Annotated in this window: 15 protein-coding genes; 4 read left to right on the forward strand and 11 right to left on the reverse strand. The window is 42.2% G+C overall.

The annotated features are described in order from the left end of the window. The first annotated feature begins 3 nt into the window (after positions 1–3). From ytxJ to lipA, 3 genes are all read left to right on the forward strand, one after another. Positions 4–345 carry a bacillithiol system redox-active protein YtxJ gene (gene ytxJ, locus NXR94_RS01960; RefSeq protein ID WP_258102879.1) on the forward strand — a complete coding sequence of 114 codons (342 nt, stop codon included), beginning with the start codon at positions 4–6 and terminating at the stop codon, positions 343–345. A gap of 66 nt (positions 346–411) precedes the next feature. After that, complete coding sequence (locus NXR94_RS01965; RefSeq protein ID WP_258102880.1) at positions 412–1116, forward strand: hypothetical protein; 705 nt, start codon at positions 412–414, stop codon at positions 1114–1116. A gap of 59 nt (positions 1117–1175) precedes the next feature. Beyond that, the gene (lipA, locus tag NXR94_RS01970; protein ID WP_258102881.1) at positions 1176–2063 is read left to right on the forward strand and encodes a lipoyl synthase; all 888 of its coding nucleotides are present in this window, start codon (positions 1176–1178) and stop codon (positions 2061–2063) included. A 54-nt stretch (positions 2064–2117) separates the two neighbouring features. On the opposite strand, the gene NXR94_RS01975 is transcribed toward lipA, so the two are convergent. From NXR94_RS01975 to NXR94_RS01985, 3 genes are all read right to left on the reverse strand, one after another. Further along, the gene (locus NXR94_RS01975; RefSeq protein WP_258102882.1) at positions 2118–4751 is read right to left on the reverse strand and encodes an AsmA-like C-terminal region-containing protein; all 2634 of its coding nucleotides are present in this window, start codon (positions 4749–4751) and stop codon (positions 2118–2120) included. Between the two features lie 139 nt (positions 4752–4890). Then, a complete protein-coding gene (locus NXR94_RS01980; RefSeq protein ID WP_258102883.1) occupies positions 4891–5289 on the reverse strand; it encodes a hypothetical protein in 399 nt (132 codons plus the stop codon). Between the two features lie 30 nt (positions 5290–5319). Further along, positions 5320–6738, reverse strand: coding sequence for an aldehyde dehydrogenase family protein (locus tag NXR94_RS01985; protein ID WP_258102884.1), 1419 nt, complete (start codon positions 6736–6738; stop codon positions 5320–5322). Positions 6739–6822: 84 nt separating this feature from the next. Between NXR94_RS01985 and NXR94_RS01990 the strand changes: the two genes are divergently transcribed. Next, positions 6823–7593, forward strand: a complete 771-nt coding sequence (locus NXR94_RS01990) for a hypothetical protein (RefSeq protein ID WP_258102885.1) — start codon at positions 6823–6825, stop codon at positions 7591–7593. A gap of 13 nt (positions 7594–7606) precedes the next feature. On the opposite strand, the gene NXR94_RS01995 is transcribed toward NXR94_RS01990, so the two are convergent. The 8 genes from NXR94_RS01995 to tpiA form a co-directional block, all read right to left on the reverse strand. Next, positions 7607–9661 (reverse strand): OmpA family protein, encoded by a 2055-nt coding sequence (locus NXR94_RS01995; protein ID WP_258102886.1) that lies wholly within the window; start codon positions 9659–9661, stop codon positions 7607–7609. 17 nt (positions 9662–9678) lie between these two features. Continuing rightward, positions 9679–10371, reverse strand: a complete 693-nt coding sequence (locus NXR94_RS02000) for an OmpA family protein (protein WP_258102887.1) — start codon at positions 10369–10371, stop codon at positions 9679–9681. 50 nt (positions 10372–10421) lie between these two features. Continuing rightward, on the reverse strand, positions 10422–11717 hold the full coding sequence (locus NXR94_RS02005; RefSeq protein WP_258102888.1) for a peptidoglycan DD-metalloendopeptidase family protein: 1296 nt from the start codon (positions 11715–11717) through the stop codon (positions 10422–10424). Between the two features lie 7 nt (positions 11718–11724). Continuing rightward, complete coding sequence (locus NXR94_RS02010) at positions 11725–13707, reverse strand: cytochrome c biogenesis protein CcdA (RefSeq protein WP_258102889.1); 1983 nt, start codon at positions 13705–13707, stop codon at positions 11725–11727. Beyond that, positions 13704–15077: a dipeptidase gene (locus tag NXR94_RS02015; RefSeq protein WP_258102890.1), complete on the reverse strand. Its 1374-nt coding sequence runs from the start codon at positions 15075–15077 to the stop codon at positions 13704–13706. Before NXR94_RS02015 ends, NXR94_RS02010 begins: the two co-directional genes overlap by 4 nt. Before the next feature lie 18 nt (positions 15078–15095). Next, positions 15096–19964 carry a hypothetical protein gene (locus NXR94_RS02020; RefSeq protein ID WP_258102891.1) on the reverse strand — a complete coding sequence of 1623 codons (4869 nt, stop codon included), beginning with the start codon at positions 19962–19964 and terminating at the stop codon, positions 15096–15098. 80 nt (positions 19965–20044) lie between these two features. Further along, on the reverse strand, positions 20045–20863 hold the full coding sequence (gene prmA, locus NXR94_RS02025; RefSeq protein WP_258102892.1) for a 50S ribosomal protein L11 methyltransferase: 819 nt from the start codon (positions 20861–20863) through the stop codon (positions 20045–20047). Next, positions 20863–21624 (reverse strand): triose-phosphate isomerase, encoded by a 762-nt coding sequence (tpiA, locus tag NXR94_RS02030; RefSeq protein WP_258102893.1) that lies wholly within the window; start codon positions 21622–21624, stop codon positions 20863–20865. The genes prmA and tpiA overlap by 1 nt, the downstream gene beginning before the upstream one ends. Between the last annotated feature and the right edge of the window lie 21 nt (positions 21625–21645).

The following is a 21645-nucleotide window of genomic DNA, read 5'->3' on the forward strand; positions in this document are numbered from 1 at the left end:
CATATGAACTGGGAAGAACTCAAAAACATTGAAGGACTAAATAACATTGACGAGGAATCAGCAAAAGCACCTGTGGTGATTTTTAAACACAGCACGAGATGCTCTATCAGTGCTGCGGCACATGATCGTCTGGAGAGAAAATGGGATGATGCAAATCACCCGGCATCTAAAGCGTACTACCTCGATTTGATTCAGTATCGAGAGGTATCCAACGAAATAACCAATCGTTATGGGATAGAACACCAAAGCCCGCAGGTATTGGTGATCGACAATGGAAATTGTGTTTATGACGCCTCTCATCTTGGAATATCTTATGGAGATGTTTCAGAAAAATTAATGTCATAGCACCCTGATGATCGTTTTTATATGGGGTTTCTTTGATTAATTTTATTATACCATTTGGTTAGCCCCATGAAAAAGCTCTTGATACATTTAATTTTCACGTTGCCCTTGCTGGCCCAGGCCCAGTTGGAGGACGATCTGGATTATTATCGGGAAATTACCTGGGGTATTAATAAAAATACCAACAGTGCACTCATTGGTGGGTTTATCTTCAAAGTGGGCCTCCAACAGGAGGAAGGGATATTCCATACTTATGGACTCGAAATCCTAAATGTCACTCATCCAAAAGAGCAAAAGTATTTTGGCCAGGTTTCAGGAAGTAATTACGTCTGGGGAAAATCAAATCATCTTTACTCCTTTCGGTTCCAGTATGGGCGCGAAAAGGTGCTCTTCAAAAAGGCTCCTCAGAAAGGTGTACAAATCAGCACCGTCTTTGCAGGAGGCCCTACCTGGGCATTGGTGAGCCCCTATTATGTGTTGGGCGCAGATCAGAACTACGCGAAGTTCACGGTCCAGGATTTTCCGAGCAGAAGTGCCGTAGGGGGGTCTGGTAAAATATTCCAGGGTCTGGGTGAATCCAAACACAAGATCGGACTTAATGCAAAAAGTGGACTTTCTTTCGAATTTGGAAACTTTAAGAGTAGTGTCGTTGGTTTAGAGACAGGAGTGGCGATAGAGGCATTTACTCAGAAGATTCCCATCATGGCGGTGGAGGACAATAAGGCTGTTTTCACCTCTATTTATTTCTCTTTATACTGGGGAAGACGCAGATAAACGCTCCAATTTTGGAACTTAATTCTAACGAGGTTTTCTTTGCACCTCAATAACTTCTTATGATAGAATTACCTACTATTTCAAAGGATGTAAATCCGAAACCAAAGAAACCCAATTGGTTGCGGGTAAAATTACCAGTGGGGAGGGAGTACGCGAAGGTTCGTAAAATAGTAGATGAGAATAAACTACATACGATCTGCGAAAGCGGCAACTGCCCAAATATGGGAGAATGCTGGGGTGCTGGTACGGCTACCTTCATGATCCTGGGCAATGTTTGCACACGAAGCTGTACATTTTGTGCGGTAGCTACTGGTAGACCTCCGGAGTATGATGAACAAGAACCTCAGCGGGTTGCCGAGGCTATTGCCACTATGGGGGTTAAGCATGCAGTGCTTACTTCTGTTAATAGAGATGAACTGAAAGACCGGGGAGCCGAGATCTGGTACCAAACAGTAGTGAAGGTTAAGCAACTTAGTCCTGAGACCACTATTGAAACTTTGATCCCTGATGTGAAAGGTAACTGGGAAGCGCTTTACAGAATGATCGAAGGAGGGCAGGAAGTAGTTTCTCATAATATGGAAACCGTAGAGAGCCTCTATAGAAGAGTTCGTCCACAAGCGAAATATGCCCGTAGCCTGGAGCAAACCAAAAGAACCAAGGAAGCCGGAATGCGGACCAAATCCGGGATCATGTTAGGTTTGGGAGAGAAGCCCGAGGAAGTCTATAAGGCCATGGATGACCTGGTAGAAAATGGATTGGATATTCTTACACTTGGTCAATACTTACAGCCTACCAAAATGCATATTGAGGTCGCAGAATTTATCCATCCGGATCAATTTGAAGTATATAAGGAAGAAGGTTTGAAGAGAGGACTAAAATATGTTGAGTCCGGACCTTTGGTAAGGAGCTCATACCATGCCGAGAGACATGTCAACGTTCCTATTTGATTGATATTAAAAACAGTGAAAAATAAAAAAGGGGCTCTCAGGCCCCTTTTATTTTTAAAACATTTTCTTCAGCTTCTTTTTAGCATCCTGTTTCGCATCATCCGTTTTCTCTTCCAGCTTCTCCTGCACCTGCTGTGTCTCCTCTTTTACTTCCTGTTTCACTTCTTCCTTTTTCTCATCTACCACAGCTTCGGTTTTCTGCTTTACCTCTGTTTTGGTCTGATCAACTTTCTGCGTAACCTGCTCCTTTGCCTGAGCTTTGGCGCCACCTTCTCCTTCGGCTCCAGTAGGCTTCGCACTCATTAGTTTCACCTGAAGGTCATCGTACGTTCCTCCAATGCCAAAGGTGACATCCACCGTAGAGGAAACCAACTCTTTGCCTCCTGTAAAAGATGTTAGGGTATTATTGATCGTCGACCCGACCTGACCAGAAGGCACCACGGTGAACATCTCATAGTCTAGTGTACCATCCAATCCGGAACTGCCTGAGAAAGTCGTCTCTCTTCCTCCCATGACAAGATCAAAAGGTTTAACAAATACACGCCCATCTCTGATGCTAAGTTGAACATCGGTGTCATTCACCTCAAGCGATCCATCAGATGTATTTAGTTTGCTCACCTTGGACACAGCTTGCAACAATTTCACTTCTTGTAATTTGCCATCTAACACTGAAAGTACCCCTTTACCCTGCAACGCATCATAAATCGGCATCATATCAGAACCAAGCACTCCATTCATGGTAAGTGAAGAATTTAATTTTCCTTCCATTTTTTCTGCAAAAGGAGCCAGTTTCTTCACCGTGTTAAAAGCTTTAAATGAAGATGGAATGGATAGGTTATTGATCTTAAAGTCAGCATTGAACAAAGGATTTTCAAATCGCTCCGCTGATAGGTAAGCTCCGCTCATGACGAAAGAGCCTTCCAAAATATTAAACCCGGTCTCATCAAGTTTAATAGCACCATCTTCAATGATCACTTTACCAAAAAAGTTCTTCAGGTCCAGGTTTTCATAATAGATGTGATCAATCTTGGAGGCCAACACAAAAGTGATATTCTCAGGAACTCTGATTACCTCCAGCGCTGCTGTATCCACTGGTTCTTCCTCCTCCTCTGTTTCTTCAGGCATCCATTCATCAACATAAACTCCGGCCGAATAAAAATCAAGAGAGCCTAAAAGCTCACCGTCATCCTGAAGCGCATACTCCATGTAATTCGTAATTTTTCCCGACATATTCAAGTCGGTCTTTCCCGCCTTGCCTTTAAAGGAAGTAAGGTTAATTTCCTTCGGATCAAAATTGAGCTCAGTCTTTTCGATGCTGAAACCCTGAGGAAGGTCGTCAGATACATAATTAAAGCCTGCAAGGGTCATCTGTCCTGCGGTGTGAAGTTTTGAATATTCCTCTGCTTCCAGAGCGGACATCCTTCCTGAACTTTGAAGCCCTGCTGTAATGATCCCGGTCAAAGACATTCCTTCCATTGGAACCACCTTGGTGATCTTTTCAAGGTCTATGGTTCCGTCCACCTTTAAGTCCCAGAAATAATCTTCCAAATCCTTGAAGACAAGCGTGGCAGCAAATGGCTGGCCATCTACCTCCATTCCAAATTTGTCGACTACAAAACTGGTTTCTCTTAAATCTGCCGAAGGGTAGTCAAAAACTGCATTAACATTGATTTTTTCAATTGGAATAGGATAATCGGCATAAGCTACTCTTCCCTGATCAATGCTGAATGAGGTTCTTACCTGAGGCATTGATTTATCATTGAAAGTCCCCTTGACGTAGCCTCCAAACCCGATCTTACCGGCCGCATCCACTCCTTCCAGATAAGATTCATAGTCACCCGGAACCAGCGAAAGGACACTCTTCATGTCGATATCTCTTCCTCCAAAATTGATTTCCATATCAATATCTTCTGCAGGCATATTGATCCATCCATCGATCCCAAAAGCGAAGTTGTTCAGCGCAAACTCGTTCTCTTTGAATGTAAAATTCATATTTGCCAGATCCATCGCCATGATTACATCAGCTCGGAGAATCTTATTGGAGATGTACATGACTCCATCATAACCAAATGAAAAATCATCCACCCGGGTGGTAGTCGTCATATCAAAAACATCCTGTGTAAAGTCTCCGGATCCCTGATGATTTAGTCCATTGATTACGGCTAGCATGGGAGTTGACCGATCATCATAGATCACATTAGCGTTTCGAATTTCCCATCCCTGGATTTGAATGCTTAATGCAGATGAGTCTGCTGGTTCTTCTTCCTCCTCTTCAACCTCACCGGTATCCTTGGCAATATCATAATTTGCCTTCCCGTCCTCTAGGACAATTACCTTAATATTCGGCTCATCCAGAAGTACGTTAACAATTTGAATTTGCTCCCCATTGATCGCTGACATGATATCGACCGTCAGGCTGAAAGCAGCAACATCTAATAAAGTATCCTTTTCAAATTCATCAACTCCCGCGATACCAAATTTTTCCAGCGTTAACGTTAAATCCGGAAAGTTCTTAAACAAAGAAAGGCTTAATCCATCCTCATCGTAATAAACTTTAGCGTTAAGACTTTCAGCCATTGCATCATCAATGGCCGCTTTTATATCGTCTTTAAATATGATGGGTGCAGCAATCGCTGCAATCAGGATTAAAGCTATAAAAGATGCGAATACAATTAAGACCTTTTTCATAATGACAGATTTTATTTCTTCTACCAAAATACCAAATAGCAGGCTGAAGCCCTATTGATATTCAGTAAAGATCATGTGAAAAATAGAAAATTCCGTTAATCGTCGGACCTGGCGGATATATTCAAGCCCTTGACCAGGGCTACTTTTTTAGTGTCAGGAATATATCATCCATGAGTTGCAGACGAATTTCCTTTTCATCAGCTTCTTTGATGCTATAAACCATTCCCGGAGTGTCTTCATCATTGATCAGGATCAATGAATCACTGGAAATCTTCCAGTTCAGCTGGTGATCCAACGTGTCTTTGCTAAAAACACACCCCTCGAAGCCATAAGCTTTGATACTCACAAGATCCCCATCGAAGGTAAAGGTGCCCGACATGGTAAAGTCTGTGATCCCGGGTATTCCGGCAAAGGATGCCGGATCAGTTTTCCACTCGGCCTGCCATTCCCCGTTCCAATAGGCTGGATTCTTTTCCTGTTGTTGGGAACAGGCCATAAGGATAAAAATACCAAGGTATACAGGTAATAATCTTGACATAGTTAGAAGTGGGTTATTTAAAATTTCGGCTCAAATATATTTGATTAGCAGCTTAATCAAAGTTTTTTTGAATCTATCATAAGGCGGATACAGCAAATAAGGTATCCCTCGCCCAGCTCGCTGCTTAAGCACTCCTTTTTCATTGGAAAATGCTTTAAATCCTGAAAAGCCATGTGAGCGTCCAATGCCACTATTATTGACCCCACCAAAAGGTACACCGGGATGAGCAAATTGAATGACGCAATCATTAATCACCAAACTCCCGGATGCTGTTTCTTTTTCAATCCGTCTTGCCACCTTCTTACTATTAGTAAATAAATAAATCGCCAGTGGGTTAGGCTTTGAGTTGATGGTATCAATCACCTCCTGCAGTACCCCATATTCAATAATTGGCAAAATGGGGCCGAAAATTTCCTCCTCAAGTAGAGAAGAAGACCCTTTCGTATGATTCATTACCGTAGGCCCCATGATTTTTTCCTGAACATTGATTTCCCCTTTTACAATAAAGTCACCTGAATTAGACTCAAAGTCTTTGAGCATTGCGATAAGTCTTTTCAAATGTTCTTCATGGATGATCCGGGTCATTCCAGATTGATCACCATAGAGCAATTTTATCTCTGACTTAAGGCAATTGACAAATTCTCTTAAAACTTCCTTCTGAACGAAGAGATAATCCGGCGCCAGGCAAGTTTGGCCTGCATTTAGCCATTTACCCCAGGCTATTTTTTTGGCACTTTGTTGAACATTGGAATTACCATCTACAATCGTAGGAGATTTGCCCCCCAACTCCAGCGTCACGGATGAAAGATGTTTCGCTGCCGCCTCCATAACCACTTTACCCACTCTGGGAGACCCGGTAAAGAATATATGATTGAAAGGTAGTTGCAAGAGTGCCTTGCTTACATCCTCCGCCCCCAAACAAACCTCAAATATTTCTGAAGAAAACAACTCGTTAGCCAGATCCTTAATGAGCTGCCCGGTAGCTGAAGTATATTCAGATGGCTTGAGAATAACCGTGTTACCAGCACTTAAAGCTGATACTACAGGTCCAAGCGACAACAGAAGCGGGTAATTCCATGGAGAAATGACCAGGCATGTCCCTTTAGGTTCATAGATCACTTTAGCACTAGTTCCCAAATACAGAACTGATGAGCTGGCTTCATTGGGAAGCACCCATTTTTTAAGGTTTCTTTTGATATGGCGAATTTCCGAGAGTAGTGGTATCACTTCACTCACATCCGCCTCATCTTGCAACTTTCCCAGATCAGCCTTTAAGGCGATATGGATGCTCTCTCTATTCGAAATAATCCATTTTTCAATTGCCCTTAGACGATCCATCCGTTTAGACACAGATTCCACTCTAAGCAGCTTGGATTCAATTACTTGAGACTGAAAAAGCTCATAGAATGAGTTAGAAATGTCCACTTGATTAAATTTGCTTGTTAACATTAAGGTAACATTGAAACATTTTCATTAACTTTCTAGTAATACTAAAACAACAAATGCATAACCTGCCTGTGTTCAAACCTATTGATGCGGACTTTGTCAACCATATTGCTTCTTATTTTTACTGTATTACAGCCTGCACTTGCACAGGATAAAATCCGCATTAATTTTCATTCTGATTTTGAACAAGCCGCTTTTAGCAAACCGGATTTAGACCCCTTTGAATTACTGCTTTCTCCTGACCCGGAGATGACCCTTAATAAATATACACGGATTCAGGATCAGTTTTCTGAAATCATGTCAAAAGCCTTTGATTTGAAAGAAAAGTCAAAATCTGAGGTTCAGTTTCTGGAAAGGCTCTTTTACACCATTCATCGCAAAAATTTAAGCTGGTATGAGAATTACGTCACCTTCGGTGATTTGATTGAACATAAAAAATATGACTGCCTTACCGGGACGGCCTTACTGGCATTGGTGATGAACGAATTAGACATCAAACACCAAATTCTCGAATTCGACTTTCACATATTTTTAATGGCTGAAGTAGCGCACCAGATGGTCCTAATGGAAGCCACCGATCCTATGAATGGTTTTGTTTCTGAAGCAGATCAAATTCATGCGAGAATAGAGGAGGCCTATAATAGTGCGGGTGTAAGTGATGAATTTAACAAAACCGGAATTATGAATAAGATTGACCTTGTCGATCTTGCCGGTCTTCAATACTATAATTTGGCGGTTGATCAGTTCAACCGTGGAAATTATAGTCATGCCAGGGAGTTCATAAAAAAAGCCGATATTCTTTATCCAAGTGAACGAATAAAAAATACGGCTTCTCTTATTGCTACAAGTAGCCTTTAATCTTAGGCTGAAATCATTCCAGTATCTTAAATTCTACCCTCCTATTCAGCTGTTTGTTCTCGTCTGTGTCATTTGGTGCAATCGGCTCTGTTTCTCCATATCCAACGACCTTCATGCTCGCAAAAGCCACTCCATTTTGCCTGAAGTAGTTAAATACAGCCCTTGCTCTTCGCTCAGATAATCCTTGATTGTAAGCATCATCTCCCACAGAGTCGGTGTGTCCGGATATTTGAATTTTAGCAATGTCGCCGGATTTCAGATATTCCAATATTCTGTTTAACTCGGGATAGGACGAAGTTTTCAATACCGCTTTATCAAAGTCAAAGAAAATATTATTGATCACAATCTTAGCCTCCTTCTCAATAGGGGTCAACATTAGGTCTTTATTAACAGAGTCTGATTTACTGATGCGATTAAAATCGAAGTTTTCATTTCTGGACAGGTATCCATCCAATTTTGCCAGTAGACCATAACGCGCCCCGGCTCTAACAGTAAAGTGATAATCGCTACCCTCGGTTTTGATACTACCAATATCAACCCCATCAGGCAACCTCTCCACAATTACTCTGGCATTAGGGATTTCATTACCCGATTTCGAATCAAGTACTTTTCCATAGACTGTCACAAAGACATCGTCTTCGCCCGAAGTCAAATGATTGAATGAAGATGCAATTGGGCTTGAATCGTCAAGAAGAAGGTCCTCAGCCTTGAACCTAAAAATATCCGTATCGTCATCTGTATCCCCTCGAGAGAAATAGATGTGCTTACCGGACGAAGGTATACTGAAATATTGATCGTCTTCAGCACTATTTACTCCGGCCCCGAGGTTTTCAGGTACTGACCAATTGGTCCATGAATCATCTAGTCTCATCGACACGAAGATATCCGAACCTCCATAGCCGCTAATTCCATTGGTAGAATAGTAAAGTATCTTGCCATCCTGAGCCAGGAACGGTGAAAAATCCTCACCGGCAGTATTTATCTCATCTCCTAAATTCAATGGTTCGGACCAAATATCTCCATTTTTAAAAGAGACATACAGGTCCCTTCCTCCATAGGAGTCATCTCTTTCCACTGAAGTAATAATTGCCTGACCGCTCGGGGCCAGAAAAAAATCTGCTTTTGGAGAGTAGTTGTACTCATTTTGAATTTCAATCGATTCGGGTTTATCAAACGTGTCACCTCTTTTCTTGGAAACAGAAAGGCCGGAATACATCCTTCCTTTTTTACCATATCGATTACCAAGAATAAGGACTTCTTCACCATCTACCAGCGTCAGTGAACTGATAAAGTTTGGACCTTCGGTATTCAATGGGGGCCCTAAATTCACCGCAGGCTTCCACTCACCCGTAGCCTCATCCATTTCAGACATCCAAATATCTTCCGGGTCTTCAGGTCCACCCACATTATCGGGATGATATTTCCTACTAAAATATAGCCTTTTGCCATCCGGAGAAATAATCGGACTGTGCTCAATGTATTCACTGTTGACATTAGCTCCCAGTTTTTCAGTGGTCACTTCCTCATTGATCCCCGGCACCAAATTGATCAATACACTAATTGGGATATTCGACGAGGAAATCCCAACGGCATCAATACTATTATAACCCGGAACGCCTTCTCCATCCAAGACAATTTTAAGGGCGTAGATTTCATACTCCGTATCATCAAAAAACAGATTCAATAATCTGCTTTCAATCGGCAAAGCCCTTGGAGTTAATTCAAACAGCGTATACTCATCATACGCCTCGTTATATCCGTAAACGGCCTTTACCGCTCCAGGATTTTCAGATTCCGCAATAGCCACCTGTTTCGCTTTGATTGGTTTATCAAAAGCAACAACAATGAATTCTTCGCGATCTTCTGATGACGGCCTCCAGGCATTTGGGTTTTCGCCTCCCGACGGGAAGACATTAGGCTTATGCAATGCCTGTATCGCCGAATAGCCTAGTCGGCCATATTCTGAAGATACATCAATCACTTTTGACCCCCAGATCACTGTTTCCTGTGCCCTAAGAATGCTTAGTGACAGGAAAACTAATAAAGCAGAGAATACGAGCTTATTCATAATTAGGCGTTTTCATTTTATTTTTTCAAGACCCGAACCTCCACACGTCTGTTTTTGGCTTTCGCTTCCGGAGTTCTATCAGTGGAAAGTGGTTGAGTTCCACCAAAGGCCTTGGTAAAAACTCTTTTCTTGTTAATCCCTTTATCGAGTAAATATTCCTTCACTGCCTCTACCCTGGCCTCAGACAATTTCATATTGGCGTCAGCATTACCTGCATAATCGGTATGTCCCTCCAATTGAATGATTGTTGATGGGCGGGAATTCAACCAATCGACCAGCTCATCCAAACCATTATGAGATTCGGCTGATATCTTATCACTTCCTCTTGCGAATATCAGGTTTTCGAGGGTAATTAACTCCTTATCCTGATCCGGTTGCAAATAAATATTAAAGCTGAAGGTACCATCTCCATCCGGATCCGAAATTTCCTGCTCCAATTTGGCCGGATTATATTCTGTATTCTTAACCGTGAAAAAATACTTGGTGTCCTGAACAAGCATAAACTCAAATGATCCATCCTGACCACTTGAACTCATGCCCATATCATCATAATAAGGCAGTTTTTCATATAAGATGGAAGCGGAGATTGTTGAGGAATCCTTTTGGCTCATGACCTGGCCAAAGACCCTTATTATGGATTCGTCGCTCTGCTGGGCTTGTAGAGAAAGACAAAGGAATACAGCAGCGACCACCGTCGAGCACTTGTACATACAGGCATATTTACATTATACACCTGAAAGAACGCAAATTATAGGGAAAATTAAAAGCTTTTGTCCTCAGAGTCAGCAGGCTTCGAGGCCATTTTAGACATTTCCAAAGAATCTGATGGTACAGTCAATTTGAAAAGCTGACTAACTATGACATTCTTGGTATGCAGGAATTGACTCCTCTTATCCTCGCTTATAGGCTCTGATGGTGGCAGCTCTATTCTTAAAGGATCAACCTGACGTCCATTTTTCCAAAACCTAAAACAGACATGCGGTCCATTGGCTAGTCCGGTACTTCCTACATATCCGATCGTCTGTCCCTGTTTTACCCTTGTACCAGGTCTCATGCCCGATGCTATTTTCGACATGTGCAGGTATTGAGTAGTGTAATTGCTATTATGCTTGACCTTCACGTAGTTGCCATTGCCTCCTGTATAGGAAGCTTCCAGCACTACACCATCACCAACGGTACGTATTGGGGTTCCTCTGGGGGCCGCATAATCAGTACCTAAATGGGCCTTATATCTTTTTAGTACAGGATGAAACCTTCTTGGATTGTATCTGCTGCTAATCCTGTAAAAGTCAAGAGGTGCCTTCAAAAACGTTTTCCTTAAGCTATTCCCCTTTTCATCAAAGAAATTCTCTGATCCATCATTTTCAAAGTTGATGGCATAATAGTCTTTACCGAAATGCTGAAAATAGGCTCCCTTGATTTGGCTTATCCCAACAACTTCATCCCCAACCTTTTCTACCTCATAAATCACTTTAAAGCGATCACCTTTCTGGATTCTGAAAAAGTCTACCTGCCAGGCAAATACATCTACCAGGCGGCTTACCAAAATCGGGCTTTCATTTTGAGCCAGTACAGCCTCATAAACCGAGTTTTCAATTTCTGCCACAATGGTGTGCTCCTCAATTGTAATTGGTCGCTTGTGCCTCGTAACATGGATGGAATCCTGAAGATGAAAGACAACATACTCCGTCTTATCCGGCTCGAAAACGAAATGTGTAGCTGTTTTGGCCGAATCCCGCTTAAGAAAAATACTATATGGACGCTCCGCTTTTAGATTTCTGACATCAAAAACACCTTTCGAAGCCTGTGCGATCTGATAGATCGTTGGGTCGTCCACATTAAATGAACTCAAAATATCAGAAAGGTATTGATTCCATTTGACCCTATCTATGTGCTCGTCAAGAGAGTCAACAACAATCCCATACTTCACTTCCGGTTCTATTACCACCTCTTCAATGACTTCTACTTTCGTCGCTGCCTGTTTAGGCTGACATGAAAACATAGCAATTGTCATTGCTGGAATAACCAGCATGATCATCAGTCTGATTGGTTGCATAATTTGGCTACTTATTTTGCTGATAGGCATTAATTCCTTTCTTCAAAAACGATGCAAAGTTATCAACATTTAGGTCATATGCTTGCGGATTCACTAAAAGCTTGCCTTCAGGGCTAAGAATAACATAAAAAGGCTGTGCATTATTCTCAAATTCGGTGATTTGGAAGTCCGCATTTTGTTTCCCTATGCTCTTTTTTACCTTGTTATCGTACTGGGAAGTATACCATTCCGATTCGGGCAACTCAGTTTTATCATCAACATACAGGGCTACCAGCACGAATTCATTCTTCAGCAATTCCAAAATTTTAGGATCCGACCATACTCGTTGCTCCATCTCTCGGCAATTAACGCAGCCATGTCCGGTAAAGTCTATAAAGAGTGGTTTATTTTGAGACCTGGCACAAGCCAGGGCCTGATCATAATCAAAATATCCATTTAATCCGTGTGCCCATTCCAGGAAGGAAGAATACTTCGGTTCTTCGCAAAGTGGCTCTTGTACTTCCCCTGTTTCGTATAAATTAAAATCATGCGTGCTTAGCGGTGGCAGATAGCCAGCCAATGCTTTCAAAGGTGCCCCAAACATTCCTGGAATTAGGTAAACCACAAAACTGAAGGTCAATATCGCCATAATTAACTTCCCTACAGAAGTTTTAGATTCATCCCCATCTCCTGGCAACTTGATCTTGCCAAGTAAATAAAACCCAAGCAGAGTGAAGATCACAATCCAAATGGCCAGGTAAATTTCGCGATCGAGAATATGCCAGTGATAGGCCTGATCCGCTACACTCAAAAATTTGAAAGCAAAAGCCAATTCCAGAAACCCTAGAACTACTTTGACAGAATTAAGCCAGCTACCTGATTTTGGAAGATTATTCAATAATCCCGGAAACAATGCAAAAAGTGTAAAAGGGAGTGCAAAGGCCAGTGCAAAAGCCAGCATACCTAGAATAGGCTTTAGAAACTGTCCTCCGGCTGACTCTACCAAAATACTACCCACAAGTGGGCCGGTGCAGGAAAATGAAACCAGTACAAGGGTCAGTGCCATAAAGAATATTCCTATTATCCCTCCTTTGTCTCCCATTCTGTCCGCCTGATTGACCCATTTATGGGGAAGCGTAATTTCAAAAAGTCCGAAGAACGATAGTGCAAAGACCACAAAAACGGTAAAGAAAATAACATTGGGTATCCATCCAGTAGCAAGGTCGTTGGCAGTCTCTGGTCCCATGAATGGTGCCAGTATCACACCGACCAATACGTAGATGACAATGATCGAAATACCGTAAAATACTGCCTGAAAAACTGACTTGGATCTTTCCTTTTTCTTTCCGGTGAAAAAACTGACCGTCATAGGTATCATCGGAAACACACAGGGGGTAAGCAATGCGGCTAATCCCGCTAAAAAGGATACGAGCATGAAAGAAAGAAGCGTATACGGATCGTGAGTTCCCTTAGCGCTTAATCTTTTTTTTTTCACCACATGTGGTGTGTCTGCAACGCCTTCTTCTTCCTTACTATGGGTATTCAGGGAAAAGTCATCATCGAATGGGATACATTTCCCATCCACATCTGTACAGACCTGGTAGGTGTAATTACCAGAGATACGATAATCCGCTTTGAGGATTTTAATCCGCTGACGAAACTCCGCTGTTTTTTTGAAGTAGGTGTATTCCCCCATCCAAACCACTGAGTCATATTTCCTGGATGGGTTTATTGGATTGATTTCTCCTATAAGCTCATAGGTATCATTTGGCTCAAAGTTGAAGCGAGTGACCATAGGACCCAAATCCGGATCGAAATCTGAGGAATACAGATACCAGTCCTCATCAATCTTCGCTGTAAAGATCAGATCATATTCTCCTCCTGCTTCAGGTGTTTCAACCGAGAGTTGCGGTTTATCCCACTTGATCGGTTTCAAAATCTGGCCTAAACTCAGATGACCGATGAAAAATGTCAGAATTAGTAATAGTCCCCTTAAATGAGCTTTTGTCATGCTTGTTGTTTTTCCTCCGAGAAGAACTGATAAAAGTATGAAATCGTTTCGATTCCCTTGTAAAAATTGAATAGGCCATAACTTTCATTCGGTGAATGAATGGCATCAGAATCCAGGCCGAACCCCATTAGAATAGGATCTACCCGAAGTTCCTTCTGAAATAATGCTACAATTGGGATACTCCCTCCTTCGCGAGTAGGGATAGGGGTCTTTCCCCACGCTGCTTCAAAAGCTTTGACAGTAGCCTGATAAGCATCAGAATTAGTTGAAACTACTGCTGCCTCACCTCCATGATGCGGTGTCACTTTTACGCTTACATAATCCGGGGCGATAGATTCAAAATGCTTTCTGAAAAGCTCGGTGATTTCATCGCTATCCTGATTTGGAACGAGTCTCATAGAAATTTTTGCGCTGGCCTTTGAAGGCAAAACTGTTTTAGCCCCCTCCCCGGTATAACCTCCCCAAATTCCATTAACGTCCAGTGATGGTCTAATCCCCGTACGCTCAATCGTCGAAAAACCCTTTTCCCCTTTAATTGCCTTGATATTCAAATTTCTCTTGTAATCATCAAGATCAAACGGAGCTTTGGCCATTTCTGTTCGTTCTGCTTCACTCAGTTCAGCCACATTATCATAAAATCCGGGAATAGTGATTCGTCCATCAGCATCCTGAAGACCGGCAATCATATCACAAAGTACATTGATTGGATTGGCGACCGCACCCCCATACACGCCTGAATGTAAATCACGATTGGGTCCCGTCACTTCCACCTCAACATAGCTAAGCCCTCTCAACCCAACGGTAATTGAAGGAGTATCATTGCTAATGATTGACGTATCAGAAATTAGAATTACATCGGAAGAAAGCTTCTCTTTATTTTCAATTACAAATTGCTCAAGTCCCGAGGATCCCACTTCCTCCTCTCCCTCAATCATAAATTTGGCATTACATGGTAGCGTACTGGTTTTTACCAGGGATTCGAACGCTTTCAAATGCATATAAAACTGCCCCTTATCATCGCAAGCCCCTCGGGCATAAATCCTTTCATCTTTAATTACTGGCTCAAAAGGAGGGGAGTCCCACAAATCATAAGGATCGGCTGGCTGCACGTCATAATGACCATATACTAGAATGGTAGGCAGCTCCGGATCGATAATTTTTTCACCATACACAATCGGATGACCATCAGTCTGGCATAGTTCAGCTTTATCCGCTCCAGCTTCCAGTAGCTTTTCTTTCACATATTCAGCTGCCCGAATGACTTCCTCCTTTTTACTACTGTCCGCACTTACCGATGGGATTCTAAGTAGTTCCAAAAGCTCATCTAAAAACCTCGACTTATTGTCGTTGAAATACGCTATCGCCTTCATTGAAATGCTTAGTTATGATTAAAAACCAAAGCCATCATCGGCCGGCTTATTGTTATCATCATCTTCCTGAATCGTATTGAAAATCTGATCGTCCGAAACATCAAAATCGTCAGGGTAAGAAAGCTTAAATGCCTCTCTAATCCCAAAATAGGTTTCCCTAAAATTGTTGATAAAGCTCAAGGTTTCGTTTTCATCTCCCAGAACCTTCACCACATCACCGGACTTTGATTTGCCGTAATTGGATTTTTCTTCTACTGCCTCATTGAACTTCGTATTGGAAGAATAAAAAAGTAGCGTCTTGGCAGCATAGGAAATGAAATACCATGTACCCGGAGCCGCCTGAATGAACAAGTTGAAAACATCTTCATTCGCTTCATCCTTTTTGATCTCCAGAAAGCCATCAAGCTTAGCATTGACGTCAGTATCATAGATATTAGATACACCAATTTTGGTGGTATTATACCAGGCTCTGTGCCCCTCTGACCACTTCATTTTCACCCCTGAGATGACTAATGATTTTTCAAAAACCTCCGAAAATTCAATCAAAGGCTCATAGTCCTTCAAGCTCTCAGTCTCATAGGTTTTGGCGATCTCATCCGAGGTGAAATTGGCCAGTTTATAAAGCATTGAAAGAGAGATGTCATTTGCCGCAGGTGGGCCGAGTCGCTCAATTATTTCTACCAGATCCTCGGCCATGATCTCTAAAAAGGGCAAAGACTTTTCAATACCGAGGTCCAGCGTTAACATAGCATCCAGGGAAAATTCATTTTTGGTTTTATTTCCAGTTCCTAACACCGATGATTTAATTCTTATTTTATCAGTGTAAGGACTAAAAAAATAGGTTTCTCCTTCGAAAATCACATCTCCCGTTTCTTCAGAATAGATCATCGTAGCACCCTCATATGCTTCTCCACTTGTTTTTCGGGGAGCCTCGATTCTGAATGAATTGTTGGAAGTATCGCAGGCTAACAATCCCTTGGCCAGGAAGAAATCCTCATCAGAAGGCGATTTTCTGTTTTCCAAAAACGACGCATAAAGAGCTCCTTGCAAATCGAAGTGGAGTCCGGCTATTGCCGGGTTGTCATCTTCAAAAAAAGCGTTGTCCATATCCACAAGCACTTCTGGATTATCATTATTTTTCGAATAAGCTATCCAATGTGTTTCGATGCCGTCAATCACCGGCTTCACAAAGCCTTCCAAATCCAGAGCCTTCTTATATCCGAACATTTTTACATCCCCTTTGTAAAGGAATCCAGGGGAAATCATCATACTATCTTTTTCCAGGACGCCACCATTAGAAACCGTCGTTCTGACAGTTCGCTGTTCATCAATGGCCACCTCTTCCATGTTAAAATGATCAAACCTTATTTCTAATGTATCATGCTCATTTTTAAACTGGTAATTGGCTGTACCGCTAAATTCATTTCTTGAAATGATTTTGATTTCGGCATCCTTCAGATAGTGATATTCATTCTCAGCACTAATAATCAATTCGGCGTTGTGGAAGATTTGAAGTTCCGCATTTTCCAAAATGGTTGTCTCATGATTGTTAGGAATGAGTTCTGCATCAGCAACCAAAATGTAAGGTATCCCCTTAATATTAAGTTCTTTGGTGTTGAAATCGTAGTCTGCCTGTTCTGCGTTGAAAACCAATGAGTCCAGTTCCTTTCTTGTAGTATAGAAGTACGAATTTTCTATAGGCACATCCGCTGGTTTGGTCATAGTCACGATGGAGTCTTCCAAATCCCAAACCGCATTGGTAATGGAGGTTTTCATCTGTGCATACGGGAAGGAAATGGCTGCTACCCCTTCCTTTTCCGGGTGAATATCAGCTTTATTATTGATCAGGTCAATATTCAGTTCTATATCATCTCCTGCCAGGGCCGGTTTGTTCGGGTTATCAGTCAAAACCTCAAATTTTGCATGTCTGGCAGAGTAGGAGTACTGCTTAAAAGAAAGGTGATTTGATACTGCCCTGGAACCTCTTGTGTTCATGGTACCAATTCCCAGCACCCCTGATGAAGTAATGTTCACCGCACCATCCAGTTCAGCCGTACCATTATAAAACTTAAATGGTTTGTTGAGATTGGTCAGGTACATACTATCCACACGTGGCAGCCAGTGCATCCTATAAGGACCCAAAACAGCATCTGGGTAGCTGGACCCTCCCATTTCACCAGGGCGAATCTCTCCTCCTCGTCCATATGCTGCAACTGAGTCCGGATAATAAACGAAATCATCAGAGTAGATGGTGGAAGTAATGAAATCAATTTTTCCCCCTCCTCTAATTCCATCATTGGTTAGGGATATTTGTTCATAAGTCCTGGCATCCGTACCGTATAGATTGTAACCCTCAGCAGGAATTTGATGGATAAATCCCAGGGAATTGTCAGGCATGACTTTCAGCGTTTCAGGAAAATTCGGGAAAATTCCACCCGAGTTAAATACCCCTTCAAAAGTGATTTTATCATCTGCCGCCAGGCTATCTTCTTCAAACGGTGGAATTACAAACTTCACCGACCGGTCATATGCTCCCCCCAAAACCTCCGGCCCATCAAAATACACGACAGCATCAGAGTTGGAAGAAAAGTACGGATAATTAGAAGAGGCTACCAGGCCGGATTTGTCTTTAGGGTCATCCAGATAAAGAATACCCGAAGTCCCAGCTATTCCATTTGACAACTCTTGAAAATCGTCTGAACTACTGACCGAATCCGGGTGAAGCTCTATGTGAATGTCATTAATTTCAGTCATATCGATCAAAAATTGATCGTAATCAAAACGGAACGCTTTTCCGGTATAGGTAAAATCCCCCGTTTCAACCGAACCATCCATGTCCAGGTTCCTCCCTTTTAGGATTGTAACCTCACCTTTTTCCGGTGTAGACTTCACTTTAAAGTCGGTCGTAAGGTAAAAGTTACTGACACCGCGGATGAGTAATGTGCCTGAATCTAAATTCATTGTCGCACTTGGACCAGGTGCGTTCATCGAATTGATCATCAAATTGTCATAATCGGCCTTTCCTCCGGATGCGTCATAATAGTGAAAAGCCTTATCGAAAAGCTCAATTTGGCCTGTAGACTTATTGAATTTGCCAAACCCATAACGATTGATCACCGTCATACCGGCATCCAACCGCTTTCTTGTCACATCAAACTCATTCACGAGCTCTTCCACATTGAAGTTTTTTATATCACCATACTTCCTGGCATAGTATACTGCCACAGCAATAGGATTATAACCTAAGCCGGCTGCCAGTTTTCTAAATCGAATTTCACTGTAATATTTATCGCTTTCGAATGTGGCCGGGATGAGGCTCTTCCCATCCATAATGTCAAAATCGAGTGTGCCTGCCGCCAAATCCCATGCGATTGTTTGAGCACTTAAAGACATATCAAAAAAGGTGGAGAAAAACCCTCTGGTATCATATTCCCCCTTCCTAATCAACAATAGCTTGTCTGTCCTCGCATCGTATTTCATGGCTACAGCCGGATGATAGAGGGAATCAACACCGTGTTTTAGAATAAACTCTCCATTTGGAGTGGAGTAAACTGAATCGCCAAAATCAAATCGAACCGCTCGCATGACTAATCGATTTCCTTTTTCATCACGAATCTCCAGTCTCCCTTTTTCTCTAGAGATCGCTGTTCCTACCAGCTGATTACCCCTGAACTGAATTCCGCCTGTATAAGAAATTCTTTTATTGCTAAGGTTAATTTGGGTATTTGCACGATTCGAAGTGAAAACAGGATAGTGCCCCGGGTCATCTTTCCGTCTTTTTATACTCTTGAATTCAAAAACTCCTTCAACAGTACCTCCAAACAAATCTGGAAATGAGAGGGTAGCAAAGGGAGTCCAGAAATCCGAACGGTCTTTTCCAATGTAGAATTCCTTTAAATTGACAACGCTGCCCTTAAATTGTTTAAACTGCTCCGGCCAATTAATAATTGCTTTTTTTCCAACATAAACCCGATGCTGCAATAAAAAGGATCCGCTCGTTTCTTTGATTTTTAAAGAATCATAAGGAGTGGCAACGATCATACTGTTGTTAAGAAGCTCTATTACCGCGCCCTCAACATTGGGATGTGTATATCTTAGCTCAAGCTCTTTCACAAAATCCTCAACCACACCCTGCACGGCTTGTCGCTGAGGTACAACTGGAGCTGCAGGTTCGGGCTCAGAATAGGTTGTGGTTGTTCCCCAGGAGTCTGTGCTTCCCCATGAATCCGAAGAACCCCAGTCATCATTTGATCCCCAATCATCGTTACTCCCCCAACTATCTTGTGACCATGTATCAGTTACCGGAGCGGGTTCAGGTTCTGGCAAAGGTTCCGGCTCTTCGATTACAGGAATTGGCAATTCCTCTTCTTCAGGTTCCTCGGCCACAAAGTCCTCCAGCAGCTTGAATTGAAAAGACCCGTCATCCGTGTAAATGTTGACACTTTTGGTTCGAACGAGATATCTGCGCGCCATGAAGTTGTTCAGCCCCAATAAAAAATTTGTATAGGATTCGGCATCCAGTGTCTTTACAACCTCTGCATTAATTTTTAGAACCTCCGAAACCTGATCGGTGTTTAAGTTGGCTTGAGAAACCGTATAGGACAGATAACAGAAAAAGTACCAGAAGTCAGGGTCGAAGCGACAGCTTCTGCGCTCCATTTTCATCGCAATTTCATAGATCTGCTTTTGCTGGGCAGTAGTGAAATTTTGAGTCCAGGCATTCTCATAATCGAATGCAACCTTATTGGCCGCCTGAGTTCCTTTGGAGCGGATAACCGAAAGTGTTTCCCGAAAAAATGTTGTATCACTCCCAGAGAATATATTTTGGGAATAACCGGAATATGAAAGCACACTCCAGCAAACTATCAATAACAACCTGTTTTTCATTTCAATAAAGTTATGAAATCGGGATATAACCAACCTGATTCCATCTATAAATCAACAAGACGCTTACGCTATTGCCAATTTTACTTTTTTCTCATGGCCAGCATGGCCCAGTTTTCCAACTCCGATTGGTCCTCATGTTCAAGGCCATATTTTCTCCCTTCTCTAACCAGATCGGGAATGTCCCAGGCATAAAATCCGCTAAGAACCAGCGTACCACCGTTCACCAATCTATGCGCATAGTCCTTGATTTGATCAATCAGCACATTCTTATTGATATTAGCAAAGATGAAATCAAAATGGTCATCTGGCTGAATTTGCTCAATGCCGCCTAGCTTGAGCAGGATGTTTTCGCAATTATTTAACGCGAAGTTTTCAGAACTATTTTCGATGCACCATTCATCAATGTCTACCGCTGCGATTTCCTGAGCTCCTCTTTTATGAGCCATTATCGCCAGCGCCCCGGTTCCGCAACCCACATCTAGCACCTTCTTTCCTTCATGGTCCAATGAAAGCTGGTATTTCAAAACCTGGTTAGTGGTAGCATGATGTCCTGTGCCGAAAGACATTTTTGGAGTAATGATGATTTCGTACGGAAACTCCGGTTTCGGTTCATGGAACGTGGCACGTACGATACACTGATCATCAACAATGACCGGATCATAGTTTTTCTCCCATTCCTCGTTCCAGTTAACCTTTTCTATTTCCTCAAAGGAATATTCGAGTTCATAGCGATTACAGATTTCTTTGACCTCCTCTTCATTCCATTCGGCAAGATCACAAGAGGCGAAAACTCCCTTTTCATTTTCTTCAAAAGCATCAAATGCCAAAAGAGAGAGCTCCGCTATGATGAACTCTCTCTTCTCTTCGTCACAATTGACTTGCAGTCCAATAAAATTCATTAGAATCCTTTAGCAATGTCTGTGAAATCTCTTGATTTCAAACTGGCTCCACCAACAAGACCTCCGTCTACATCTGGCTTCGCAAAAATCTCAGCTGCATTTCCAGGCTTTACACTTCCTCCGTAAAGAATAGAAATGCCATCAGCTGTTTCCTGATCATATTTTTCAGCAATAACGCCTCTAATATATTGGTGCATTTCCTGAGCCTGATCAGATGACGCAGTTACTCCTGTTCCAATCGCCCATACAGGCTCATACGCGATTACCACCTTAGAAATTTCCTCTTTTGATAAGCCAAAAAGCGCCTCTTCAACCTGCTCCTTGTTAAGCTCCAGATGTTTTCCTGCCTCTCTTACTTCCAATTTCTCACCGCAGCAGAAAATCGGAGTCAGACCGGCATCTAGAACCTTTTTTGTCTTAACTGCTAAGAGTGCATTGTCTTCACCAAAGTATTCTCGACGCTCACTGTGACCAATTACTACGTACTCTACACCAACAGATTTTAACATCTCCAATGAGATCTCACCAGTGTAAGCACCACTAGCTTCTTCATGACAGTTTTGTGCTCCCAATTTAACTTTTGAAGAGCCGCTAATTAAACTTTTTACTGTGGTCAGGTGTGTAAATGGTGGTATCAATATCACATCAATATCTTTGGATACTTCATCCGTAACCATATTAACCACCTCTGATGCGAGTTGCTTTCCGCCCTCCAGATCAAGGTTCATCTTCCAGTTTCCCGCAGCTATTTTTCTTCTCATGACTATTTGTTTGAGTTTTCG

The organism is Marinoscillum sp. MHG1-6, assembly GCF_024714475.1.
In the GTDB taxonomy this organism is placed as follows: domain Bacteria; phylum Bacteroidota; class Bacteroidia; order Cytophagales; family Cyclobacteriaceae; genus JAMZMI01.

Bases quoted from the DNA above. Each gene is read 5' to 3' on its own strand.
- NXR94_RS01990 (WP_258102885.1), top strand. From the start codon at position 6,823: ATGCGGACTTTGTCAACCATATTGCTTCTTATTTTTACTGTATTACAG.
- tpiA (WP_258102893.1), bottom strand. From the start codon at position 21,624: ATGAGAAGAAAAATAGCTGCGGGAAACTGGAAGATGAACCTTGATCTG.
- NXR94_RS02010 (WP_258102889.1), bottom strand. From the start codon at position 13,707: ATGACAAAAGCTCATTTAAGGGGACTATTACTAATTCTGACATTTTTC.
- prmA (WP_258102892.1), bottom strand. From the start codon at position 20,863: ATGAATTTTATTGGACTGCAAGTCAATTGTGACGAAGAGAAGAGAGAG.
- NXR94_RS01975 (WP_258102882.1), bottom strand. From the start codon at position 4,751: ATGAAAAAGGTCTTAATTGTATTCGCATCTTTTATAGCTTTAATCCTG.
- NXR94_RS01985 (WP_258102884.1), bottom strand. From the start codon at position 6,738: ATGTTAACAAGCAAATTTAATCAAGTGGACATTTCTAACTCATTCTAT.
- NXR94_RS02020 (WP_258102891.1), bottom strand. From the start codon at position 19,964: ATGAAAAACAGGTTGTTATTGATAGTTTGCTGGAGTGTGCTTTCATAT.
- lipA (WP_258102881.1), top strand. From the start codon at position 1,176: ATGATAGAATTACCTACTATTTCAAAGGATGTAAATCCGAAACCAAAG.
- NXR94_RS01980 (WP_258102883.1), bottom strand. From the start codon at position 5,289: ATGTCAAGATTATTACCTGTATACCTTGGTATTTTTATCCTTATGGCC.
- NXR94_RS01965 (WP_258102880.1), top strand. From the start codon at position 412: ATGAAAAAGCTCTTGATACATTTAATTTTCACGTTGCCCTTGCTGGCC.
- NXR94_RS02015 (WP_258102890.1), bottom strand. From the start codon at position 15,077: ATGAAGGCGATAGCGTATTTCAACGACAATAAGTCGAGGTTTTTAGAT.
- NXR94_RS01995 (WP_258102886.1), bottom strand. From the start codon at position 9,661: ATGAATAAGCTCGTATTCTCTGCTTTATTAGTTTTCCTGTCACTAAGC.
- NXR94_RS02000 (WP_258102887.1), bottom strand. From the start codon at position 10,371: ATGTACAAGTGCTCGACGGTGGTCGCTGCTGTATTCCTTTGTCTTTCT.
- NXR94_RS02005 (WP_258102888.1), bottom strand. From the start codon at position 11,717: ATGCAACCAATCAGACTGATGATCATGCTGGTTATTCCAGCAATGACA.
- ytxJ (WP_258102879.1), top strand. From the start codon at position 4: ATGAACTGGGAAGAACTCAAAAACATTGAAGGACTAAATAACATTGAC.